Raw genomic sequence first — 16,125 nt, 5'->3', positions numbered from 1 at the left:
GATGTCGGTGGCTCGCCATAGGTTGATGGACATCGGGAACAGCCCGAAGCCTTGTCGCAGAACCATCGGCCTTGCACCATCGGCCGGCGTGGACGCGACAGCCTACAGGCGGCCGAACACGAGCACGAAGGAGCACCCCATGCCATCACCGGCAGACCGCGAGAAGGCCCTCGAGACCGCACTCGCACAGATCGACAGGCAGTTCGGCAAGGGTGCGATCATGCGCCTCGGTTCGGACGAACGCGCCCCCGTCAACGTCATCCAGACCGGGTCGGTGGCGCTGGACGTCGCGCTCGGCATCGGCGGCCTGCCCCGTGGCCGCATCGTCGAGATCTACGGCCCGGAGTCGTCGGGTAAGACGACCCTCACCATCCACGCCATCGCCAACGCCCAGCGCGCCGGTGGCATCGCGGCCTTCATCGACGCCGAGCACGCGCTCGACCCCGAGTACGCCAAGAAGCTCGGTGTCGACATCGACGCCCTGCTCGTGTCGCAGCCCGACACCGCCGAGCAGGCGCTCGAGATCGCGGACATGCTGGTCCGCTCCGGCTCCATCGACCTCATCGTCATCGACTCCGTCGCGGCCCTCGTGCCCCGTGCCGAGATCGAGGGCGAGATGGGCGACTCGCACGTCGGTCTGCAGGCCCGCCTCATGTCCCAGGCCCTGCGAAAGCTCGCCGGTGGCCTGAACCAGACGCAGACCACGATGATCTTCATCAACCAGCTGCGCGAGAAGATCGGCGTGTTCTTCGGTTCGCCCGAGACCACCTCGGGTGGCAAGGCGCTGAAGTTCTACGCGTCCGTCCGTCTCGACATCCGTCGCATCGAAACGCTCAAGAGCGGCACCGACGCGGTGGGCAACCGCACACGCGTCAAGGTCGTCAAGAACAAGATGGCGCCGCCCTTCAAGCAGGCCGAGTTCGACATCCTGTACGGCGTCGGCATCTCGCGCGAAGGCTCGCTGCTCGACTTCGGTGTCGACCACGGCATCGTCAAGAAGTCGGGTGCCTGGTACACCTACGACGGCGACCAGCTCGGGCAGGGCAAGGAGAACTCGCGTTCCTTCCTGATCCAGAACCCCGAGATCGCTGCCGACATCGAAGGCAAGATCCTCGCCAAGCTCGGCGTCGGCGGCGCCAAGGCCGAAGATGCCCCGGTCGAGTCGATCGCGCCGAAGCTCGCGGAGCGCAAGGGCGCGTGAGCACCGACCACGACGACGACGGCCTCGCACCGGTCACCGACCTGTTCGGTGCGAGGTCGCGTCGTCGCGCTCCTGTCACGCCGGTGATGCCCGCCATCCCCGAGCCTCCGGTGTCACCGGACGAACCGCGCGACTCCGACGGCTGGGTCCTGCCCGAGTCCGACGAAGGCCGGGCGGACGAGTTCCCCGCATCGTTCGACGCCGATTCGCCGGTGCCCCTGCACGGTGCCCGGGGGCCGGCAGCGTGGGTGTCGCCCGTGATCGGCGACGGCAGCGGGCGCTCGAGCCGTGCGGAGCAGGACGGCTACGACTCCGAGACCGCTGATGCCACCACCGCGTCGGTGTTCTCCATCGCCGGCGGCGAGGAGATCGACCCGGCCGACGCACCGCGTCCGCTCGATGAACAGCGGGCGGATGCCGAACGGATCAGCCTGCGCGCGCTCGGCCGCAAGGGCGTGAGCGAGTCCGAGATGCGGACCCTGCTGCTGCAGCAGGACCTCGACCCCGACGTGGTCGAGCACGAGATCGAACGGTTGACCCGTGTCGGGCTCCTCGACGACGTCGCCCTCGCCACCGACCTGGTGGACCGACTGCACGCCCGCAAGGGTCTCGGTCGACAAGGTGTCGTGACGGAGCTCCGTCGCCGTGGGATCGACCAGGTGGCGATCGACACCGCACTCGACGAAGCCGCCGACGACGAGGACGACGAGTTCCTCCGTGCGCAAGAGCTCGCAGACAAGCGGGCGCCGCAGATGCGCGGGCTCGACCGGGCCACGGCGGAACGCCGGCTGTCCGGCTTCCTGATGCGCAAGGGCTACAGCTCCGGCGTCGTCCGGATCGCTGTGGCACGTGCCCTCGACGGTGGCGGGAAACGGCCGCAGCCCGGCCGCGGGACCGTACGATTCGAGTAGTCGCTCCGACCTACACTGGAACGACCATGGCCACCGTCGAAGCGCGCCCCCGCACCTACGAAGTCCGCACCTACGGGTGCCAGATGAACGTGCACGACTCCGAGCGGTTGAGCGGGTCGTTGCAGGCCGCGGGCTACACCGCGGCGGACGGTGCGCAGGCCGACGTCGTCGTCATCAACACGTGCGCGGTGCGCGAGAACGCGGACAACCGTCTCTACGGCAACCTCGGGCAGCTCGCGGGGATCAAGCGCGAGCACCCCGGCATGCAGATCGCCGTCGGTGGGTGCCTGGCGCAGAAGGACAAGAACGTCATCCTCGAGAAGGCGCCGTGGGTCGACGTCGTCTTCGGCACGCACAACATGGGGTCCCTGCCGACCCTGCTCGAACGCGCACGGCATAACGACGAGGCGCAGATCGAGATCCTCGAGGCACTCGACGTCTTCCCGTCGACGCTGCCCACCAAGCGCGACTCGACGCACAGCGGGTGGGTCTCGATCTCGGTCGGCTGCAACAACACCTGCACGTTCTGCATCGTCCCCTCGCTCCGCGGCAAGGAGAAGGACCGCCGACCCGGTGACGTCCTGGCCGAGATCCAGGCGCTCGTCGACGACGGCGCGATCGAGGTCACGCTGCTCGGGCAGAACGTGAACTCCTACGGGGTCGAGTTCGGCGACCGACAGGCGTTCGGCAAGCTGCTGCGGGCCACCGGCACCATCGAGGGGCTCGAGCGCGTCCGCTTCACGAGCCCGCACCCGGCGGCCTTCACCGACGACGTCATCGACGCGATGGCCGAGACCCCGAACGTGATGCCCCAGCTGCACATGCCGCTGCAGTCGGGTTCCGACCGGGTGCTCAAGGCGATGCGCCGGAGCTACCGCAGCGAGCGGTTCCTCGGCATCCTCGACCGCGTCCGCGCGAAGATCCCGAACGCGGCGATCTCCACCGACATCATCGTCGGGTTCCCCGGTGAGACCGACGCCGACTTCGAGGACACCCTGCGCGTCGTCGAGCAGGCGCGGTTCGCCTCGGCGTTCACGTTCCAGTACTCGATCCGCCCGGGCACGCCGGCGGCGACGATGGACGACCAGCTGCCGAAGCACATCGTGCAGGAGCGCTACGAGCGACTCGTCGCCCTGCAGGAACGCATCACCGCGGAAGAGAACGCGCTGCAGGTCGGCCGGAGCGTCGAGGTGCTCGTCGCCTCCGGGGAGGGCCGCAAGGACGACGCCACCCGCCGGCTCTCCGGTCGCGCGGAGGACTCCCGGCTCGTGCACTTCACCGTGCCCTCCGGGTCCGAGGTCCCGCGCCCTGGCGACGTGGTCACCGTCGACATCACCCGTGCCGCACCGCACTTCCTGCTCGCCGACGACGACGCTCCGCTGCGCATCCGACGCACCCGGGCCGGTGACGCCTGGGACCGCGCGCAGGCCGAGAGCTGCGGCGTGCCCACGCCCGCTGCCGCCGCCGGCGACGGGCCCCGTCCGGTCTCGCTCGGGCTGCCCACGCTCCGTGTCGGGCGCTGACCTGCCGCCCGCCGGTGCCGGTGCCGGTGCCGGTGCCACTGCGGCTGCCACTGCCGACCTGATCGCGGTGGTCGGGGCGACGGGCACCGGGAAGTCCGACCTCGGCATCGCGATCGCGGAGCGGCTGCGTGCTGCCGGCCGCCCCGCGGAGATCATCAACGCGGACGCCATGCAGCTGTACCGGGGCATGGACATCGGTACCGCGAAGCTCCCGCCGGCCGAACGGCGCGGCATCCCGCACCACGAGCTCGACGTGCTCGACGTCACCGACGAGGCGAGCGTCGCCGCGTACCAGGTCGCCGCCCGGGCCGACGTCGACCGGATCCAGGCCGATGGCGGCGTGGCCGTCCTCGTCGGCGGCAGCGGCCTCTACGTCTCCGCGGTGCTCTTCGACCTGGCGTTCCCGGGCACCGACCCCGCGCTCCGTGCGCAACTCGAGCGCGAGCACGAGGAGCTCGGCCCGGGCATCCTGCTCGAGCGACTCCGCGCCCTCGACCCGTCGGCCGCCGCGACGATCGACGCACGCAACCCACGGCGGTTGATCCGTGCACTCGAGATCGCGAGCCGATCGGAGGTCGTGACCCCGAGCCTCCCGGCCGCGCCCCGCGCCTGGCGACCGTCCCGGATCCTGCACCTGCGGCGTGACCGCGAGCAGCTCGTGTCGGCGCTGCACGAGCGCGCCGCTCGGATGTTCGAGGCCGGACTCGTCGACGAGGTCGCGGCGCTCCGCGAGCAGGGACTCGAGCAGGGCAGGACCGCGCGGGGCGCCATCGGGTACTCGCAGGCGCTCGAGGTGCTCGCCGGCACGTCGACCCGGGAGCAGGCGGTCGAGGCGACCGGCATCGCGACCCGGAAGTACGCCCGGCGGCAGGTGTCGTGGTTCCGCCGGTACGCCGAGGCCGAGACGCTCGACGTCACGGGGGCGGACCGCGGCGACCTGTCGGAACTGGCCCGTAGGATCGTGCCGTGACCGAGCTGCACTTCACCAAGGGCCAGGGGACCGGCAACGACTTCGTCCTGTTCGCCGACCCCGACGCCACCGTCGACCTGACTCCCGAGCGGATCCGCGCCATCGCGGACCGTCGCTTCGGCGTGGGCGGCGACGGCGTGATCCGCGCGGTGCGGTCCGAGGCGATCCCCGAGGGGCGTGCGCTCGTGGCCGTCGAGCCCGAGGCGACCTGGTTCATGGACTACCACAACGCCGACGGCACGGTCGCGGAGATGTGCGGCAACGGCATCCGCGTGTTCGCCCGGTACCTGACCGAGTCCGGCCTGGTCGAGCTCGCTCCCGGCGAGACGCTCACCGTCGGCAGCCGCAAGGGGCTGGTCGACATCCAGCGCACCACGAACGGGTTCGCCGCCGACCTCGGCCGCTGGGGCCTGGGCATCGAGGGCGGTGGTTCCGACGACGTGCTCGTGCGGGCCAAGAACCTCGACGGGGCGCGGCCCGGCATCGGCATCGACGTGGGCAACCCGCACGTGGTCGTCGCCGTCGAGACCGAGGACGAACTGGCCGACCTCGACCTGACCTTCCTGCCGGTGCTCGACCCGGCACCGGAGCACGGTGCGAACGTCGAGTTCGTGCTGCCCGGCGACCCCCTCATCAAGGACGGCGTCGGCGAGATCACGATGCGGGTGCACGAGCGGGGGAGCGGTGAGACGCTCTCGTGCGGTACCGGGGCCGTCGCGGCAGCCCTCGCCACGCGTTACTGGGTCGGTGCGGGGGCGCCGGACACCTGGCGTGTGCGAGTGCCGGGCGGGCTGCTGACGGTGCGGATGACGGCGACCGAGGACGGCGAGCACGTGTCGCTGTCCGGGCCCGCCGAACTCGTGTTCTCGGGCGACCTGACGGTCTGACGCGGGCGCGCTTCGCCCCGTTGCGCTTCGCCCCGTTGCGCTTCGTGAGCAGAAATGGTCGGGTGCCCAGCGGCGACCCGACCATTTCTGCTCACGATGTGCGCGCTCGCGCGGTGCGCTCGCGCGCTGCGCTCGCGCGGTGCGCGCTCGCGCGCTACGCGCTGCGGCGCACCCGCATGACGCGGAAGCCCTTGGCCGTCGACTCGCGGGTGACGGAGAACCCCGAACCGAGCGCACCGACGAGCCACTTCTGCAGCGAGTCGCCCCCGAGGTCCTTCGACACGACGAGCCAGGCGTCGCCCCCGACCTCGAGCCGGGGCAGCCACGTCAGCAGGATCTGGTGCAGCTCGTCCTTGCCGACACGGATCGGCGGGTTCGACCAGATCGTGCGGAAGCGCAGGTCGGCCGGGACGTCGTCGGGCAGCGCGATCGTGACGTTCGACGCCCCGGCAGCAGCCGCGTTGGCGCGCGCGAGCCCGAGCACCCGCTCGTTGACGTCGACGCCCCACACGTGGGCGTCGGGGGACTGCAGGGCCATGGTGATCGCGATCGGGCCCCAGCCGCATCCGATGTCGAGCAGGGCACCGTCGGCAGCCGGTGCCGGCACCGAACCGAGCAGGACCTTCGTGCCGCGGTCGACGCCGTCGGGGCTGAAGACCCCCGCCGCGGTCGACAGGGTGAGGGGCTGACCGGCGAGCGTGACGTGCACCTGGCGCGGCCGGAGTTCGCTCTCGGGGGTGGCCGAGAAGTAGTGGTCGTTCGCCATGGATGAACCGTACCGGCAACCGAGTGTGTCGGAGGGCGTCCGGAGGTAGCCTGTGCACAGGATGACGGATACCCATCAGCAGAACCACCAGACCAACGACGACAGCGCAGACGGTCTCGTCGAGAGGGTGTTGCGCAACGCAGACCACCGCGCAGCATCGTCCATCTTCGCACCCGCCCAGGCCATCCAGACGCAGTCGGTCGACGACCGCAGCTGGACCGGCGACGGTGACCAGTACGACCGTGAGGACCGTGCGGCGTTGCGCCGTGTCGCCGGCCTCTCCACCGAACTCGAGGACGTCACCGAGGTCGAGTACCGCCAGCTGCGGCTCGAGCAGGTCGTCCTCATCGGCGTGTACCCCCAGGGCGACGCGCAGGACGCCGAGAACTCCCTGCGCGAGCTGTCCGCCCTGGCCGAGACGGCCGGCGCGGTCGTGCTCGACGGGCTCCTGCAGCGCCGGCCCCACCCGGACGCCTCGACCTACCTCGGCAAGGGCAAGGCCGAGGAACTCGCGATGATCGTGAAGGCCACCGGCGCCGACACCGTGATCGCGGACACCGAGCTCGCTCCCTCGCAGCGCCGTGCGCTCGAGGATGTCGTGAAGGTCAAGGTGATCGACCGCACGGCCGTGATCCTCGACATCTTCAGCCAGCACGCCAAGAGCCGCGAGGGCAAGGCGCAGGTCGAACTCGCCCAGCTCGAGTACCTGCTGCCGCGACTGCGTGGTTGGGGTGACTCGATGTCCCGGCAGGCCGGTGGCCAGGTCTCCGGCGGTGCGGGCATGGGTTCGCGTGGCCCCGGTGAGACCAAGATCGAGCTGGACCGCCGACGCATCCACACCCGGATGGCCAAGCTCCGCCGCCAGATCGCCGGGTTCCGACCCGCGCGCGAGGCCAAGCGTGCCGAGCGCAACCGCAACGAGGTCCCCAGTGTCGCGATCGCGGGCTACACCAACGCCGGCAAGTCCTCGCTGCTCAACCGGCTGACGAGCGCGGGCGTGCTGGTGCAGAACCAGCTGTTCGCGACGCTGGACGCCACGGTCCGCCGGACCGAGAGCACGAAGGGCCGTGAGTACACGTTCGCCGACACCGTCGGCTTCGTGCGCAACCTGCCGCACCAGCTCGTCGAGGCCTTCCGCTCCACCCTCGAAGAGGTCGGCGACGCCGACGTCATCGTGCACGTGGTCGACGGCTCGCACCCCGACCCCGGGGCGCAGCTGTCCACCGTGCGCGAGGTCATCGGCGACGTCGGTGCGGGTGACATCCCGGAGATCGTCGTCTTCAACAAGGCCGACCTGATCGACGACGCGCAGCGCCTCGTGCTCATCGGACTCGTGCCGGACGCGGTGTTCGTGTCGGCACGCACCGGTGAGGGCATCCCGGAGCTCCTCAGCGTCATCGAGGACCGCCTGCCCGAGCCCGACGTCGACCTGACGATCGTGGTGCCGTACGACCGCGGCGATCTGGTGTCGTCGCTGCACGACACCGGCTCGGTCGAGTCCGTCGACTACGTCGAGGACGGCACGCGCCTGCGGGTGCGCGTCTTCCAGCGGCAGGTCGCCGAGCTCGAGCCCTACGTGGTCACGCCGGTCCCGACGGTCTGACGCCCGGCTCCGGCGGGCGCTGGAGAGCGCTGCCGCGCGGCCTGGAGGCCCGTCACGGGTCCGCCGGACGCCGTCGCGTCAGCGAGACGCCCCGGAACACACGAAACGCCGCCGAATCCGGCGGCGTTTCGTCGTGCTGGGGGCGTCGTACGGTGACGACGGCGTCTCGCGTCAGTGCAGCGCGGTTTGCGGGTCGCGGTCAGAGGGAGCGGAGGACCGCGACGACCTTGCCGAGGACCGAGGCGGCGTCGCCGAGGATCGGCTCGAAGGCGGAGTTGCGCGGCAGCAGCCACGTGTGACCGTCGCGCTGGCGGAAGACCTTGACCGTCGCCTCTTCGTCGAGCATGGCCGCGACGATGTCACCGTTCTCGGCGGTCTGCTGCGACCGGACGACGACCCAGTCGCCGTCGCAGATCGCGGCGTCGATCATCGACTCACCGACGACCTTGAGCATGAAGAGCTCGCCGGTGCCCACGAGCTGTCGGGGGAGCGGGATGATCTCGTCGACGTGCTGCTCGGCGGTGATCGGGACACCGGCGGCGATCCGGCCGACGAGCGGCACGAGCGTGGTGGCGTCGATGTCCGGGCCGCCGACGTCGGTCGACGGCTCGTCGACCAGGACCTCCAGCGCACGCGGACGGTTCGGGTCGCGCCGGATCCAGCCCCCGAGCTCGAGCTGGCCGAGCTGGTGGGAGACGCTGGAGAGCGAGGAGAGTCCGGCGGCGTCGCCGATCTCGCGCATGCTCGGCGGGTAGCCCCGTGAGGCGATCGACGCACGGATCGCGTCGAAGATCGCCTGCTGCTTCGGCGTCAGCGGCTTCTGGCCCCGCAGTTCGTCCACCACGTCGTCTCGCTTTCGTCGGTGCCGGTCCGGCCGCGGCGGGAATGTCGGTGGTCCCCGTCAGGCTTGTCCCAGTCGATCGAAACAGTATCCGACCAGCCAGGGCCGGACAAACACCTGTTCGAGCGTGTCGCAAGAAAACCCCGCAGAAATCCCCTCCCAGGACTTGTGCGTCATCTGATTCGAAACTATGTTCGGTACACGACTTCGGTTCCACCGAACGGGAAGGCAAGAACGACATGAGCACCATCGCCATCGCTGACATCCAGCGCACCGCGGCGCCCGCCGTGCGTACCCGCCTGCGTCTGACGCGTCGCGGCCGCATCGTCTTCACGACGCTCGCCGCGCTCCCGCTCCTCATCGTCGTCGCGCTCGGCGTGCTGAACGGTGGACAGGCCTCCGCCGGTGACGCCACCGCCGGCGGCGCCCGCACCCAGTTCGAGACCGTGACGATCCAGCCGGGCGAGACACTCTGGCAGCTGGCCGAGCAGACGGCCCCCGACTCGGACCCGCGCGACTTCGTGCAGGACGTCGTGAGCCTCAACGCGCTCGACGGCTCCGCGCTGCAGGCCGGCGAAGAGATCTCCATCCCCACCAAGTACACCGACGGCGAGTAGCCACTCGAGCAGCGCCGTCCAGACGGCTGGTCGTCGCACGGTGACAGCGGCCTACGATGGATCGGTGGCATTCACGCTCGAAGACCTCCCGATCCGAGACGACCTGCGCGGGCAGAGCCCCTACGGCGCTCCGCAGAAGCACGTCCGTGTGCAGCTCAACGTCAACGAGAACACGCATCCGGTTCCCGACGACGTCGCTGCGGACATCGTCGAGTCGATCCGGCAGGCCCTGCTGACGGTCAACCGGTACCCGGACCGCGAGTTCACCGAGCTCCGGCAGTCACTTGCCGACTACCTCGGGCACGACCTGACCGCCGAGCAGCTCTGGGCGGCGAACGGGTCCAACGAGGTGTTGCAGCAGCTCCTCCAGGCGTTCGGCGGGCCCGGTCGCTCGGTGCTCGGGTTCCCGCCCACCTACTCGATGCACTCGATCCTCGCGTCGGGCACCGGCACCACGTGGATCCCGGCCCAGCGGGACGACGAGTTCCGCATCTCGCCCGAGACCGTCGTGGCGGCCATCCGTGCGCACCAGCCGGACATCGTGTTCCTGTGCGGGCCGAACAACCCGACGGGCACGCCGCTCGAGATCGAGACGATCGCGGCCGCCTACGACGCGACGGATGGCATCGTGATGGTGGACGAGGCGTACGCCGAGTTCATGCCGTCCGACGCTCCGAGTGCCCTCACGCTGCTGCCCGGTCGCGAGCGCCTCGTGGTCTCCCGCACGATGAGCAAGGCGTTCGCGTTCGCCGGTGCCCGGGTCGGGTACATGGCCGCGCACCCCGCCGTCGTCGACGCCGTCCGGCTGGTCCGGCTGCCCTACCACCTGTCCGCGCTGACCCAGGCGGCGGCGATCGCGGCACTCCGGCACGCCCCCGAGATGCTGGCGATGGTCGATGACATCAAGGGGCAGCGCGACCGCATGGTCACCGAGCTCCAGGCCATGGGGTACCGCACCTACGAGACCTGGTCGAACTTCGTCCTGTTCGGTGGTGTGGCGGACCCGCACGCCGCGTTCGAAGCGCTGCTCGAGCGTGACGTCATCGTGCGCGACCTCGGGATCCCGAACCACCTGCGGGTGAGTGCGGGGACCGAGGCCGAGACGACCGCGTTCCTCGACGCCATGCGGCAGGTCGCCGCCGAGCAGCCGCCGGTTAGGGTTGAGGCATGACCGCCCGCACCGCCTCGATCAGCCGTTCGACGAGCGAATCGAGTGTCGAACTCGAGCTCGACCTGGACGGCACCGGGACCTCGTCGATCTCGACCTCCGTCCCGTTCTTCGACCACATGCTGACCGCGTTCAGCAAGCACTCCCTGATCGACCTGCGCGTGCGCTCCACGGGTGACACCGACATCGACGTGCACCACACGGTCGAGGACACCGGGATCGTGCTCGGACAGGCGATCAAGCAGGCCCTCGGCGACCGCTCCGGCATCGGCCGCTACGGCGACGCCCTCGTGCCGCTCGACGAAGCGCTGGCCCAGGCCGTCGTCGACGTCTCCGGGCGCCCGTTCCTGGTGCACTCCGGCGAGCCCGCGGGCTTCGAGTTCCACCGCATCGGTGGCCACTTCACCGGCTCGATGGTCCGCCACGTGTTCGAGGCGATCACGTTCAACGCCGGCATCACCGTCCACGTCCGCGTGCTCGAGGGCCGCGACCCCCACCACATCGCCGAAGCCGAGTTCAAGGCGTTCGCCCGAGCCATGCGCAAGGCGGTCGAACTGGACCCGCGCGTCGACGGCATCCCCTCGACGAAGGGCGCTCTGTGACCGCCGCCAAGCCGAACGTCGTCGTCCTCGACTACGGGTCGGGCAACGTCCACTCCGCCGCCAAGGCGCTCGAGCGCGCCGGGGCCGAGGTCACCCTGACCTCCGACAAGCAGGCGGCGCTCAAGGCGGACGGCCTGCTCGTCCCCGGTGTCGGGGCGTTCGCCGCCGTGATCGACCAGCTCGAGGGCGTGCAGGGCGGCGAGATCGTCGACCACCGTCTGGCCGGCGGGCGACCCGTGCTCGGCATCTGCGTCGGCATGCAGGTCCTGTTCTCGCGCGGCATCGAGCGTGGTGCCGACGTCGAAGGGCTCGGTCAGTGGCCCGGCACCGTGCAGGAGATCCAGGCCGAGGTGCTGCCGCACATGGGCTGGAACACCGTGCAGGCCCCCGAGGACTCCGTGCTGTTCGACGGGCTGCACGACGAGCGCTTCTACTTCGTGCACTCCTACGGGGTGACCGACTTCCCGCTCGAGGCGTACGGGCCGTTCCGTGCCCCCCGTCTGACGTGGGCCGAGCACGGGCAGCCGTTCATCGCCGCGGTCGAGAACGGACCGCTCACCGCCACGCAGTTCCACCCCGAGAAGTCCGGCGAGCCGGGCATCCGCCTGCTCTCCAACTGGGTGCGTTCGCTCTGAACCCGGCCATTGCCGGGCGCGACGCCCGTGCCGGACGCGCACCGGGCCTCCCGGCCGTCCGCAACCCCTTCTCCACCGCAACGAAACCGACAGGACCATGACCGACCTCACCGACACCCCACCCCTCGTCCTGCTGCCGGCGGTCGACGTCGTCGACGGACAGGCCGTGCGACTCACCCAGGGCGAGGCGGGGAGCGAGACCGGCTACGGCGACCCCGTCGCCGCTGCCCGGACCTGGCGTGACCAGGGCGCTGAGTGGATCCACCTCGTCGACCTCGACGCGGCGTTCGGCCGTGGCGACAACCGCCGGGTGATCGCGCACGCCGTCCGCGAGGTCGAGGGCGTCTCCGTCGAGCTGTCCGGTGGTATCCGTGACGACGCCTCGCTCGAAGCGGCACTGGCGACCGGTGCGGCACGCGTGAACCTCGGGACCGCGGCGCTCGAGAACCCCGACTGGGCCGCCCGTGTGATCGGTGAGTACGGCGAGCAGATCGCCGTCGGGCTGGACGTCCGCGGCACCACGCTCTCGAGCCGCGGCTGGACCGAGGACGCCGGTGACCTGTGGGAGGTGCTCGACCGGCTGGAAGCCGCCGGGTGCGCCCGCTACGTGGTGACCGACGTCACCAAGGACGGCACGCTGCAGGGGCCGAACGTCGAGCTGCTCCGCCAGGTGTGCGACCGGACCGACCAGCCCGTGGTGGCCTCGGGCGGGATCTCCACGCTCGACGACCTCCGTGCGCTCCGCGAACTCGTGCCGTACGGGCTCGAGGGCGCGATCATCGGCAAGGCGCTGTACTCCGGGGCGTTCACGCTGCCGGCCGCACTCGACATCGCCTCCGAGTAACGCTGTGGCGGGCATCTCGAACGGCCGTGGCACCGGGCCCGACGCCGACGACGCGCACACGCCCGGCGGGGCCGCGGACTCGGCGGGCTTCTCGTGGGAAGGCCGCACGTTCGACCACCACGACACCGCGTTCGCCGAGGACGACGGACTCGCCGACCCCGCGGTGGTCGCCGCGATCGGTGCGCTCGCCGGCGGTGCCTCCCAGGCGGCGATCGTCGAGGCACTCCGCACCGCCCGCCTGCTCATCCCGCTCATCGCCGAGGCCGGCGACGTGGGGGAGACCGACGAGGGCAAGCTCGTCGACAAGACCCAGGAACTCTCGATCGTGACGGTCGCCGGTCCGGACGGTCGCAGCGTCATGCCGGCGTTCACCTCGGTCGACGCCATGCACGCGTGGGACCCGGACGCGCGCCCGGTGCCGGTGGAGTCCCGCCGTGTGGCGATGGCCGCGGCGAGCGAGGACACCCAGCTCGTCGTGCTCGACCCGAAGTCGCCGACCGAGTTCGTGCTGCGTCGTCCGGCGGTGTGGGCGCTCGGGCAGGACCTGCCGTGGGCCCCGTGCTTCGAGGACCCCGACGTGGCCCGCGCCTTCGCCGCCTCGGTCGAGGGTGAGTCGAGCGTCGCCCGTGTCGAACTCGCGCCGGGCGACCCGGTCGGCCGGTTCGCCGGGCCGGAGCTGACGGTGGGCCTGGCGCTGCACCCGGGGCTCGACCGAGAGCAGGTCGGCGAGCTCGTCGGTCGGCTGCAGCAGCGGTGGTCGACCGACCCCGTGATCGCCGAGCGGGTCGACAGCATGCGCGTCGCCCTGCGCGCTGCCTGACGAGCAGCAGCGCCCGCGGCCGAGCTGCCAGCCAGCAGCGCAACGGTCCCGCGGCGGTGCGACCCGGCCCAGCCCGAGGTCGCCGGTACGATGACGGGGTGAGCCCGAACCCGACGACCAACCCCACCGGCGCGACCACCCACGGTCCGACGGGGCGTCCCGTCCGGGACTTCCCCGTGCCCGAGGAGCTCGACAGCACCGGACCCGCCCGCATCATCGCGCTCTGCAACCAGAAGGGTGGCGTCGGCAAGACCACGACGGCCATCAACCTGGGCGCCGCGCTCGCCGAGTACGGCCGCAAGGTCCTGGCCGTCGACTTCGACCCGCAGGGCGCGCTGTCCGCCGGCCTCGGGGTCCGGACCCACGACATCCACACCGTGTACGACCTGCTGATGGGTGCCGTGAAGGACCCGAACCAGGTCATCCAGCCGACGAACACCCCCGGCCTCGACGTCATCCCGGCGAACATCGACCTGTCCGCGGCCGAGGTGCACCTGGTCAACGAGGTCGCCCGCGAGCAGATCCTGGCGAGCGTGCTGCGCAAGGTCGCGAACGACTACGACGTGATCCTGGTCGACTGCCAGCCGTCGCTCGGCCTGCTCACCGTGAACGCCCTGACCGCGGCGCACGGCGTGCTCATCCCGCTCGAGTGCGAGTTCTTCGCGCTCCGCGGTGTCGCCCTGCTCATCGAGACGATCGACAAGGTGCGCGACCGCCTCAACCCGGCGCTCAAGCTCGACGGCATCCTGGCGACCATGTACGACTCGCGCACGCTGCACTCCCGCGAGGTCATGGAGCGGGTCGTCGACACCTTCGACGACCGCGTGCTCGACACCGTCATCGGCCGCACCGTGAAGTTCCCGGACGCCACGGTGTCCGCACGCCCGATCACGCAGACCGCGCCGGACCACCCTGCCGCCCACGCCTACCGGCAGCTCGCACGAGAGCTCGTCCAGCGTGGCGCCGTCGTCTGACGCGGGGTTCCGGGTCCGGCTCGCCAACTTCGACGGACCGTTCGACCTCCTGCTGTCGCTCATCACGAAGCACGAGCTCGACATCACCGAGGTGTCGCTCGGTGCCGTGACGGGGGAGTTCATCCAGTACGTCCGGCAGGCCGAGTCCGCCGACGAGCTCGACGAGGCCAGTGAGTTCCTGGTCGTCGCGGCGACCCTGCTCGACCTGAAGATCGTCGGGCTGCTGCCCCAGGGTGAGCTCGTGGACGCCGAGGACGTCGCCCTGCTCGAGGCCCGCGACCTGCTGTTCGCCCGACTGCTGCAGTACCGGGCGTTCAAGCAGGCCGCCGACTGGTTCGGGGAGCGCTGGGGCGTCGAGTCGCGCCGGCACGTCCGCAGCGTCCGGCTCGAGGAGCGGTTCCGTGCGCGGACGCCGGAGCTCGTCTGGACCCTGTCGGTGCAGGACTTCGCAGCACTGGCCGCGCTGGCCTTCGCCCCGCGGGAGATCCCGACCGTCGGCCTCGACCACCTGCACGCCCCGCTCATCAGCATCCGCGAACAGGCCGCGATCGTCGTCTCGATCCTCCGCACCCGTGATGGTGAGGGCGTCTCGTTCCGTGAACTGGTCGCGGGCGTCGACCAGACGGGTATCGTGGTGGCTCGCTTCCTCGCGATCCTCGAGCTGTACCGGAACGCGTCGATCTCGTTCGAGCAGCTCGAGCCGCTCGGGGAGCTGACACTGCGGTGGACCGCCGAGGACTGGTCCGACGAGAGCCTCGCGAACCTGGGAGCCGACTATGACGGATGACGTGCACGACACGTCCAGCGCCGAACCCGGCGGCGCCGACGAGATGGCCGACGCCCGCGCGATCGAGCGCGAGATCCACGAGCGCACCGCATCGCAGGCCCACCCGACCATCCCCATCGACCGCCAGCTCGAGGCCATCCTGATGATCGCCGACCAGCCGCAGTCGCTCGTCGCCCTCGGCGCTGCCGTCGGGTCGCCTGTCCCCGCCGTCCGCCAGGCGATCGACCGCCTGGTCGCCGACTTCGACGGCGTCGACGGCACGATCCGCCGTGGCTTCGAACTGCGCGAGGTCGGTGGCGGCTGGCGCTTCTACGTCCGCGCCGACCTGGACCCCGTGGTCGAGCAGTTCGTCGAGGCCGAGCGTCCCTCGCGGCTGTCGCAGGCCGCGCTCGAGACCCTCGCGGTCGTCGCCTACAAGCAGCCGATCACCCGCTCGCAGATCGCTGCTATCCGCGCCGTCAACGTCGACGGCGTCGTCCGAACCCTGGTGGCACGCGGCCTCATCGAGGAGTCGTTCACCGACGCCGAGACCGGCGCCATCAACTACGTCACGTCCGACCTGCTCCTGCAGCAGCTCGGCATCAACTCGCTCGACGAGCTGCCGCTCATCTCGCCCCTCCTGGACGACGGTGCGGACGGCTTCGAGCAGAACGAAGGGATCCCCGATGGCAGGGTTTGACGACCGGGGGCGCGGCGCGCCCCGAGACCGAGACGACCGCAACGGACGCTCAGGAGGCCCGGACCGCTCGGGCCGCCCGGCCGGCGGACGCGGCGGGGCCGGTTCCAGTGCCGGTGGCCGCTCCGGCGGGTACGGTCGCGACGACCGCGGGGGCGCACGCCCGCCGCGTGACGACGACCGCCGTGGCGGGTACCCGTCGCGTGACGACCGCGGCGGGTACCGCGGGGCCTCGGCTCCGCGTGACGACCGCGGTGGCTACCGGGGTCGCGACGACCGTTCCGGTGGTGGAGACCGTGG

Annotated in this window: 17 protein-coding genes; 15 read left to right on the top strand and 2 right to left on the bottom strand. The window is 70.9% G+C overall.

Annotated features, from left to right (window positions below):
* The first annotated feature begins 139 nt into the window (after nt 1-139).
* From recA to dapF, 5 genes are read left to right on the top strand one after another with little or no spacing between them, the layout of a single operon-like run.
* Nucleotides 140-1,201 (top strand): recombinase RecA, encoded by a 1,062-nt coding sequence (gene recA / locus DEJ00_RS11585; protein ID WP_027464767.1) that lies wholly within the window; start codon nt 140-142, stop codon nt 1,199-1,201.
* Nucleotides 1,198-2,112, top strand: coding sequence for a regulatory protein RecX (locus tag DEJ00_RS11580; protein WP_111057448.1), 915 nt, complete (start codon nt 1,198-1,200; stop codon nt 2,110-2,112). The genes recA and DEJ00_RS11580 overlap by 4 nt, the downstream gene beginning before the upstream one ends.
* Before the next feature lie 26 nt (nt 2,113-2,138).
* Nucleotides 2,139-3,635, top strand: a complete 1,497-nt coding sequence (gene miaB / locus DEJ00_RS11575) for a tRNA (N6-isopentenyl adenosine(37)-C2)-methylthiotransferase MiaB (protein ID WP_027464768.1) — start codon at nt 2,139-2,141, stop codon at nt 3,633-3,635.
* Between the two features lies 1 nt (nt 3,636).
* Nucleotides 3,637-4,605, top strand: coding sequence for a tRNA (adenosine(37)-N6)-dimethylallyltransferase MiaA (gene miaA, locus DEJ00_RS11570; RefSeq protein ID WP_111057489.1), 969 nt, complete (start codon nt 3,637-3,639; stop codon nt 4,603-4,605).
* Nucleotides 4,602-5,492, top strand: a complete 891-nt coding sequence (dapF, locus tag DEJ00_RS11565) for a diaminopimelate epimerase (RefSeq protein WP_027464770.1) — start codon at nt 4,602-4,604, stop codon at nt 5,490-5,492. Before miaA ends, dapF begins: the two co-directional genes overlap by 4 nt.
* A gap of 154 nt (nt 5,493-5,646) precedes the next feature.
* On the opposite strand, the gene DEJ00_RS11560 is transcribed toward dapF, so the two are convergent.
* Nucleotides 5,647-6,258, bottom strand: coding sequence for a class I SAM-dependent methyltransferase (locus DEJ00_RS11560; RefSeq protein WP_111057447.1), 612 nt, complete (start codon nt 6,256-6,258; stop codon nt 5,647-5,649).
* A gap of 61 nt (nt 6,259-6,319) precedes the next feature.
* On the opposite strand from DEJ00_RS11560, the gene hflX reads away from it, so the two are divergent.
* The gene (gene hflX, locus DEJ00_RS11555; RefSeq protein WP_111057446.1) at nt 6,320-7,861 is read left to right on the top strand and encodes a GTPase HflX; all 1,542 of its coding nucleotides are present in this window, start codon (nt 6,320-6,322) and stop codon (nt 7,859-7,861) included.
* Nucleotides 7,862-8,060: 199 nt separating this feature from the next.
* On the opposite strand, the gene lexA is transcribed toward hflX, so the two are convergent.
* Complete coding sequence (lexA, locus tag DEJ00_RS11550; RefSeq protein ID WP_111057445.1) at nt 8,061-8,705, bottom strand: transcriptional repressor LexA; 645 nt, start codon at nt 8,703-8,705, stop codon at nt 8,061-8,063.
* Between the two features lie 236 nt (nt 8,706-8,941).
* Here lexA and DEJ00_RS11545 point away from each other — a divergent pair, with 236 nt between their 5' ends.
* The 9 genes from DEJ00_RS11545 (at nt 8,942) to scpB (ending at nt 15,828) form a co-directional block, all read left to right on the top strand.
* Nucleotides 8,942-9,319, top strand: coding sequence for a LysM peptidoglycan-binding domain-containing protein (locus tag DEJ00_RS11545; RefSeq protein WP_111057444.1), 378 nt, complete (start codon nt 8,942-8,944; stop codon nt 9,317-9,319).
* Nucleotides 9,320-9,383: 64 nt separating this feature from the next.
* Nucleotides 9,384-10,490 (top strand): histidinol-phosphate transaminase, encoded by a 1,107-nt coding sequence (locus DEJ00_RS11540; RefSeq protein WP_111057443.1) that lies wholly within the window; start codon nt 9,384-9,386, stop codon nt 10,488-10,490.
* Nucleotides 10,487-11,089, top strand: coding sequence for an imidazoleglycerol-phosphate dehydratase HisB (gene hisB, locus DEJ00_RS11535; RefSeq protein ID WP_027464776.1), 603 nt, complete (start codon nt 10,487-10,489; stop codon nt 11,087-11,089). Before DEJ00_RS11540 ends, hisB begins: the two co-directional genes overlap by 4 nt.
* Nucleotides 11,086-11,724 (top strand): imidazole glycerol phosphate synthase subunit HisH, encoded by a 639-nt coding sequence (gene hisH / locus DEJ00_RS11530; RefSeq protein ID WP_071405609.1) that lies wholly within the window; start codon nt 11,086-11,088, stop codon nt 11,722-11,724. The genes hisB and hisH overlap by 4 nt, the downstream gene beginning before the upstream one ends.
* 97 nt (nt 11,725-11,821) lie before the next feature.
* Nucleotides 11,822-12,568: a bifunctional 1-(5-phosphoribosyl)-5-((5-phosphoribosylamino)methylideneamino)imidazole-4-carboxamide isomerase/phosphoribosylanthranilate isomerase PriA gene (gene priA, locus DEJ00_RS11525; RefSeq protein WP_017885902.1), complete on the top strand. Its 747-nt coding sequence runs from the start codon at nt 11,822-11,824 to the stop codon at nt 12,566-12,568.
* A 4-nt stretch (nt 12,569-12,572) separates the two neighbouring features.
* A complete protein-coding gene (locus tag DEJ00_RS11520) occupies nt 12,573-13,388 on the top strand; it encodes an SseB family protein (protein ID WP_111057442.1) in 816 nt (271 codons plus the stop codon).
* A gap of 98 nt (nt 13,389-13,486) precedes the next feature.
* On the top strand, nt 13,487-14,362 hold the full coding sequence (locus tag DEJ00_RS11515) for a ParA family protein (protein WP_111057441.1): 876 nt from the start codon (nt 13,487-13,489) through the stop codon (nt 14,360-14,362).
* On the top strand, nt 14,346-15,149 hold the full coding sequence (locus DEJ00_RS11510; protein ID WP_258373660.1) for a ScpA family protein: 804 nt from the start codon (nt 14,346-14,348) through the stop codon (nt 15,147-15,149). The genes DEJ00_RS11515 and DEJ00_RS11510 overlap by 17 nt, the downstream gene beginning before the upstream one ends.
* Nucleotides 15,139-15,828, top strand: a complete 690-nt coding sequence (scpB, locus tag DEJ00_RS11505; protein WP_232749807.1) for an SMC-Scp complex subunit ScpB — start codon at nt 15,139-15,141, stop codon at nt 15,826-15,828. The genes DEJ00_RS11510 and scpB overlap by 11 nt, the downstream gene beginning before the upstream one ends.
* The last annotated feature ends 297 nt before the right edge of the window (nt 15,829-16,125 follow it).

Origin of the sequence: Curtobacterium sp. MCLR17_039, assembly GCF_003234745.1 — a bacterium.
In the GTDB taxonomy this organism is placed as follows: domain Bacteria; phylum Actinomycetota; class Actinomycetes; order Actinomycetales; family Microbacteriaceae; genus Curtobacterium; species Curtobacterium flaccumfaciens.
This window is presented reverse-complemented; position numbering and strand designations above follow the sequence as displayed.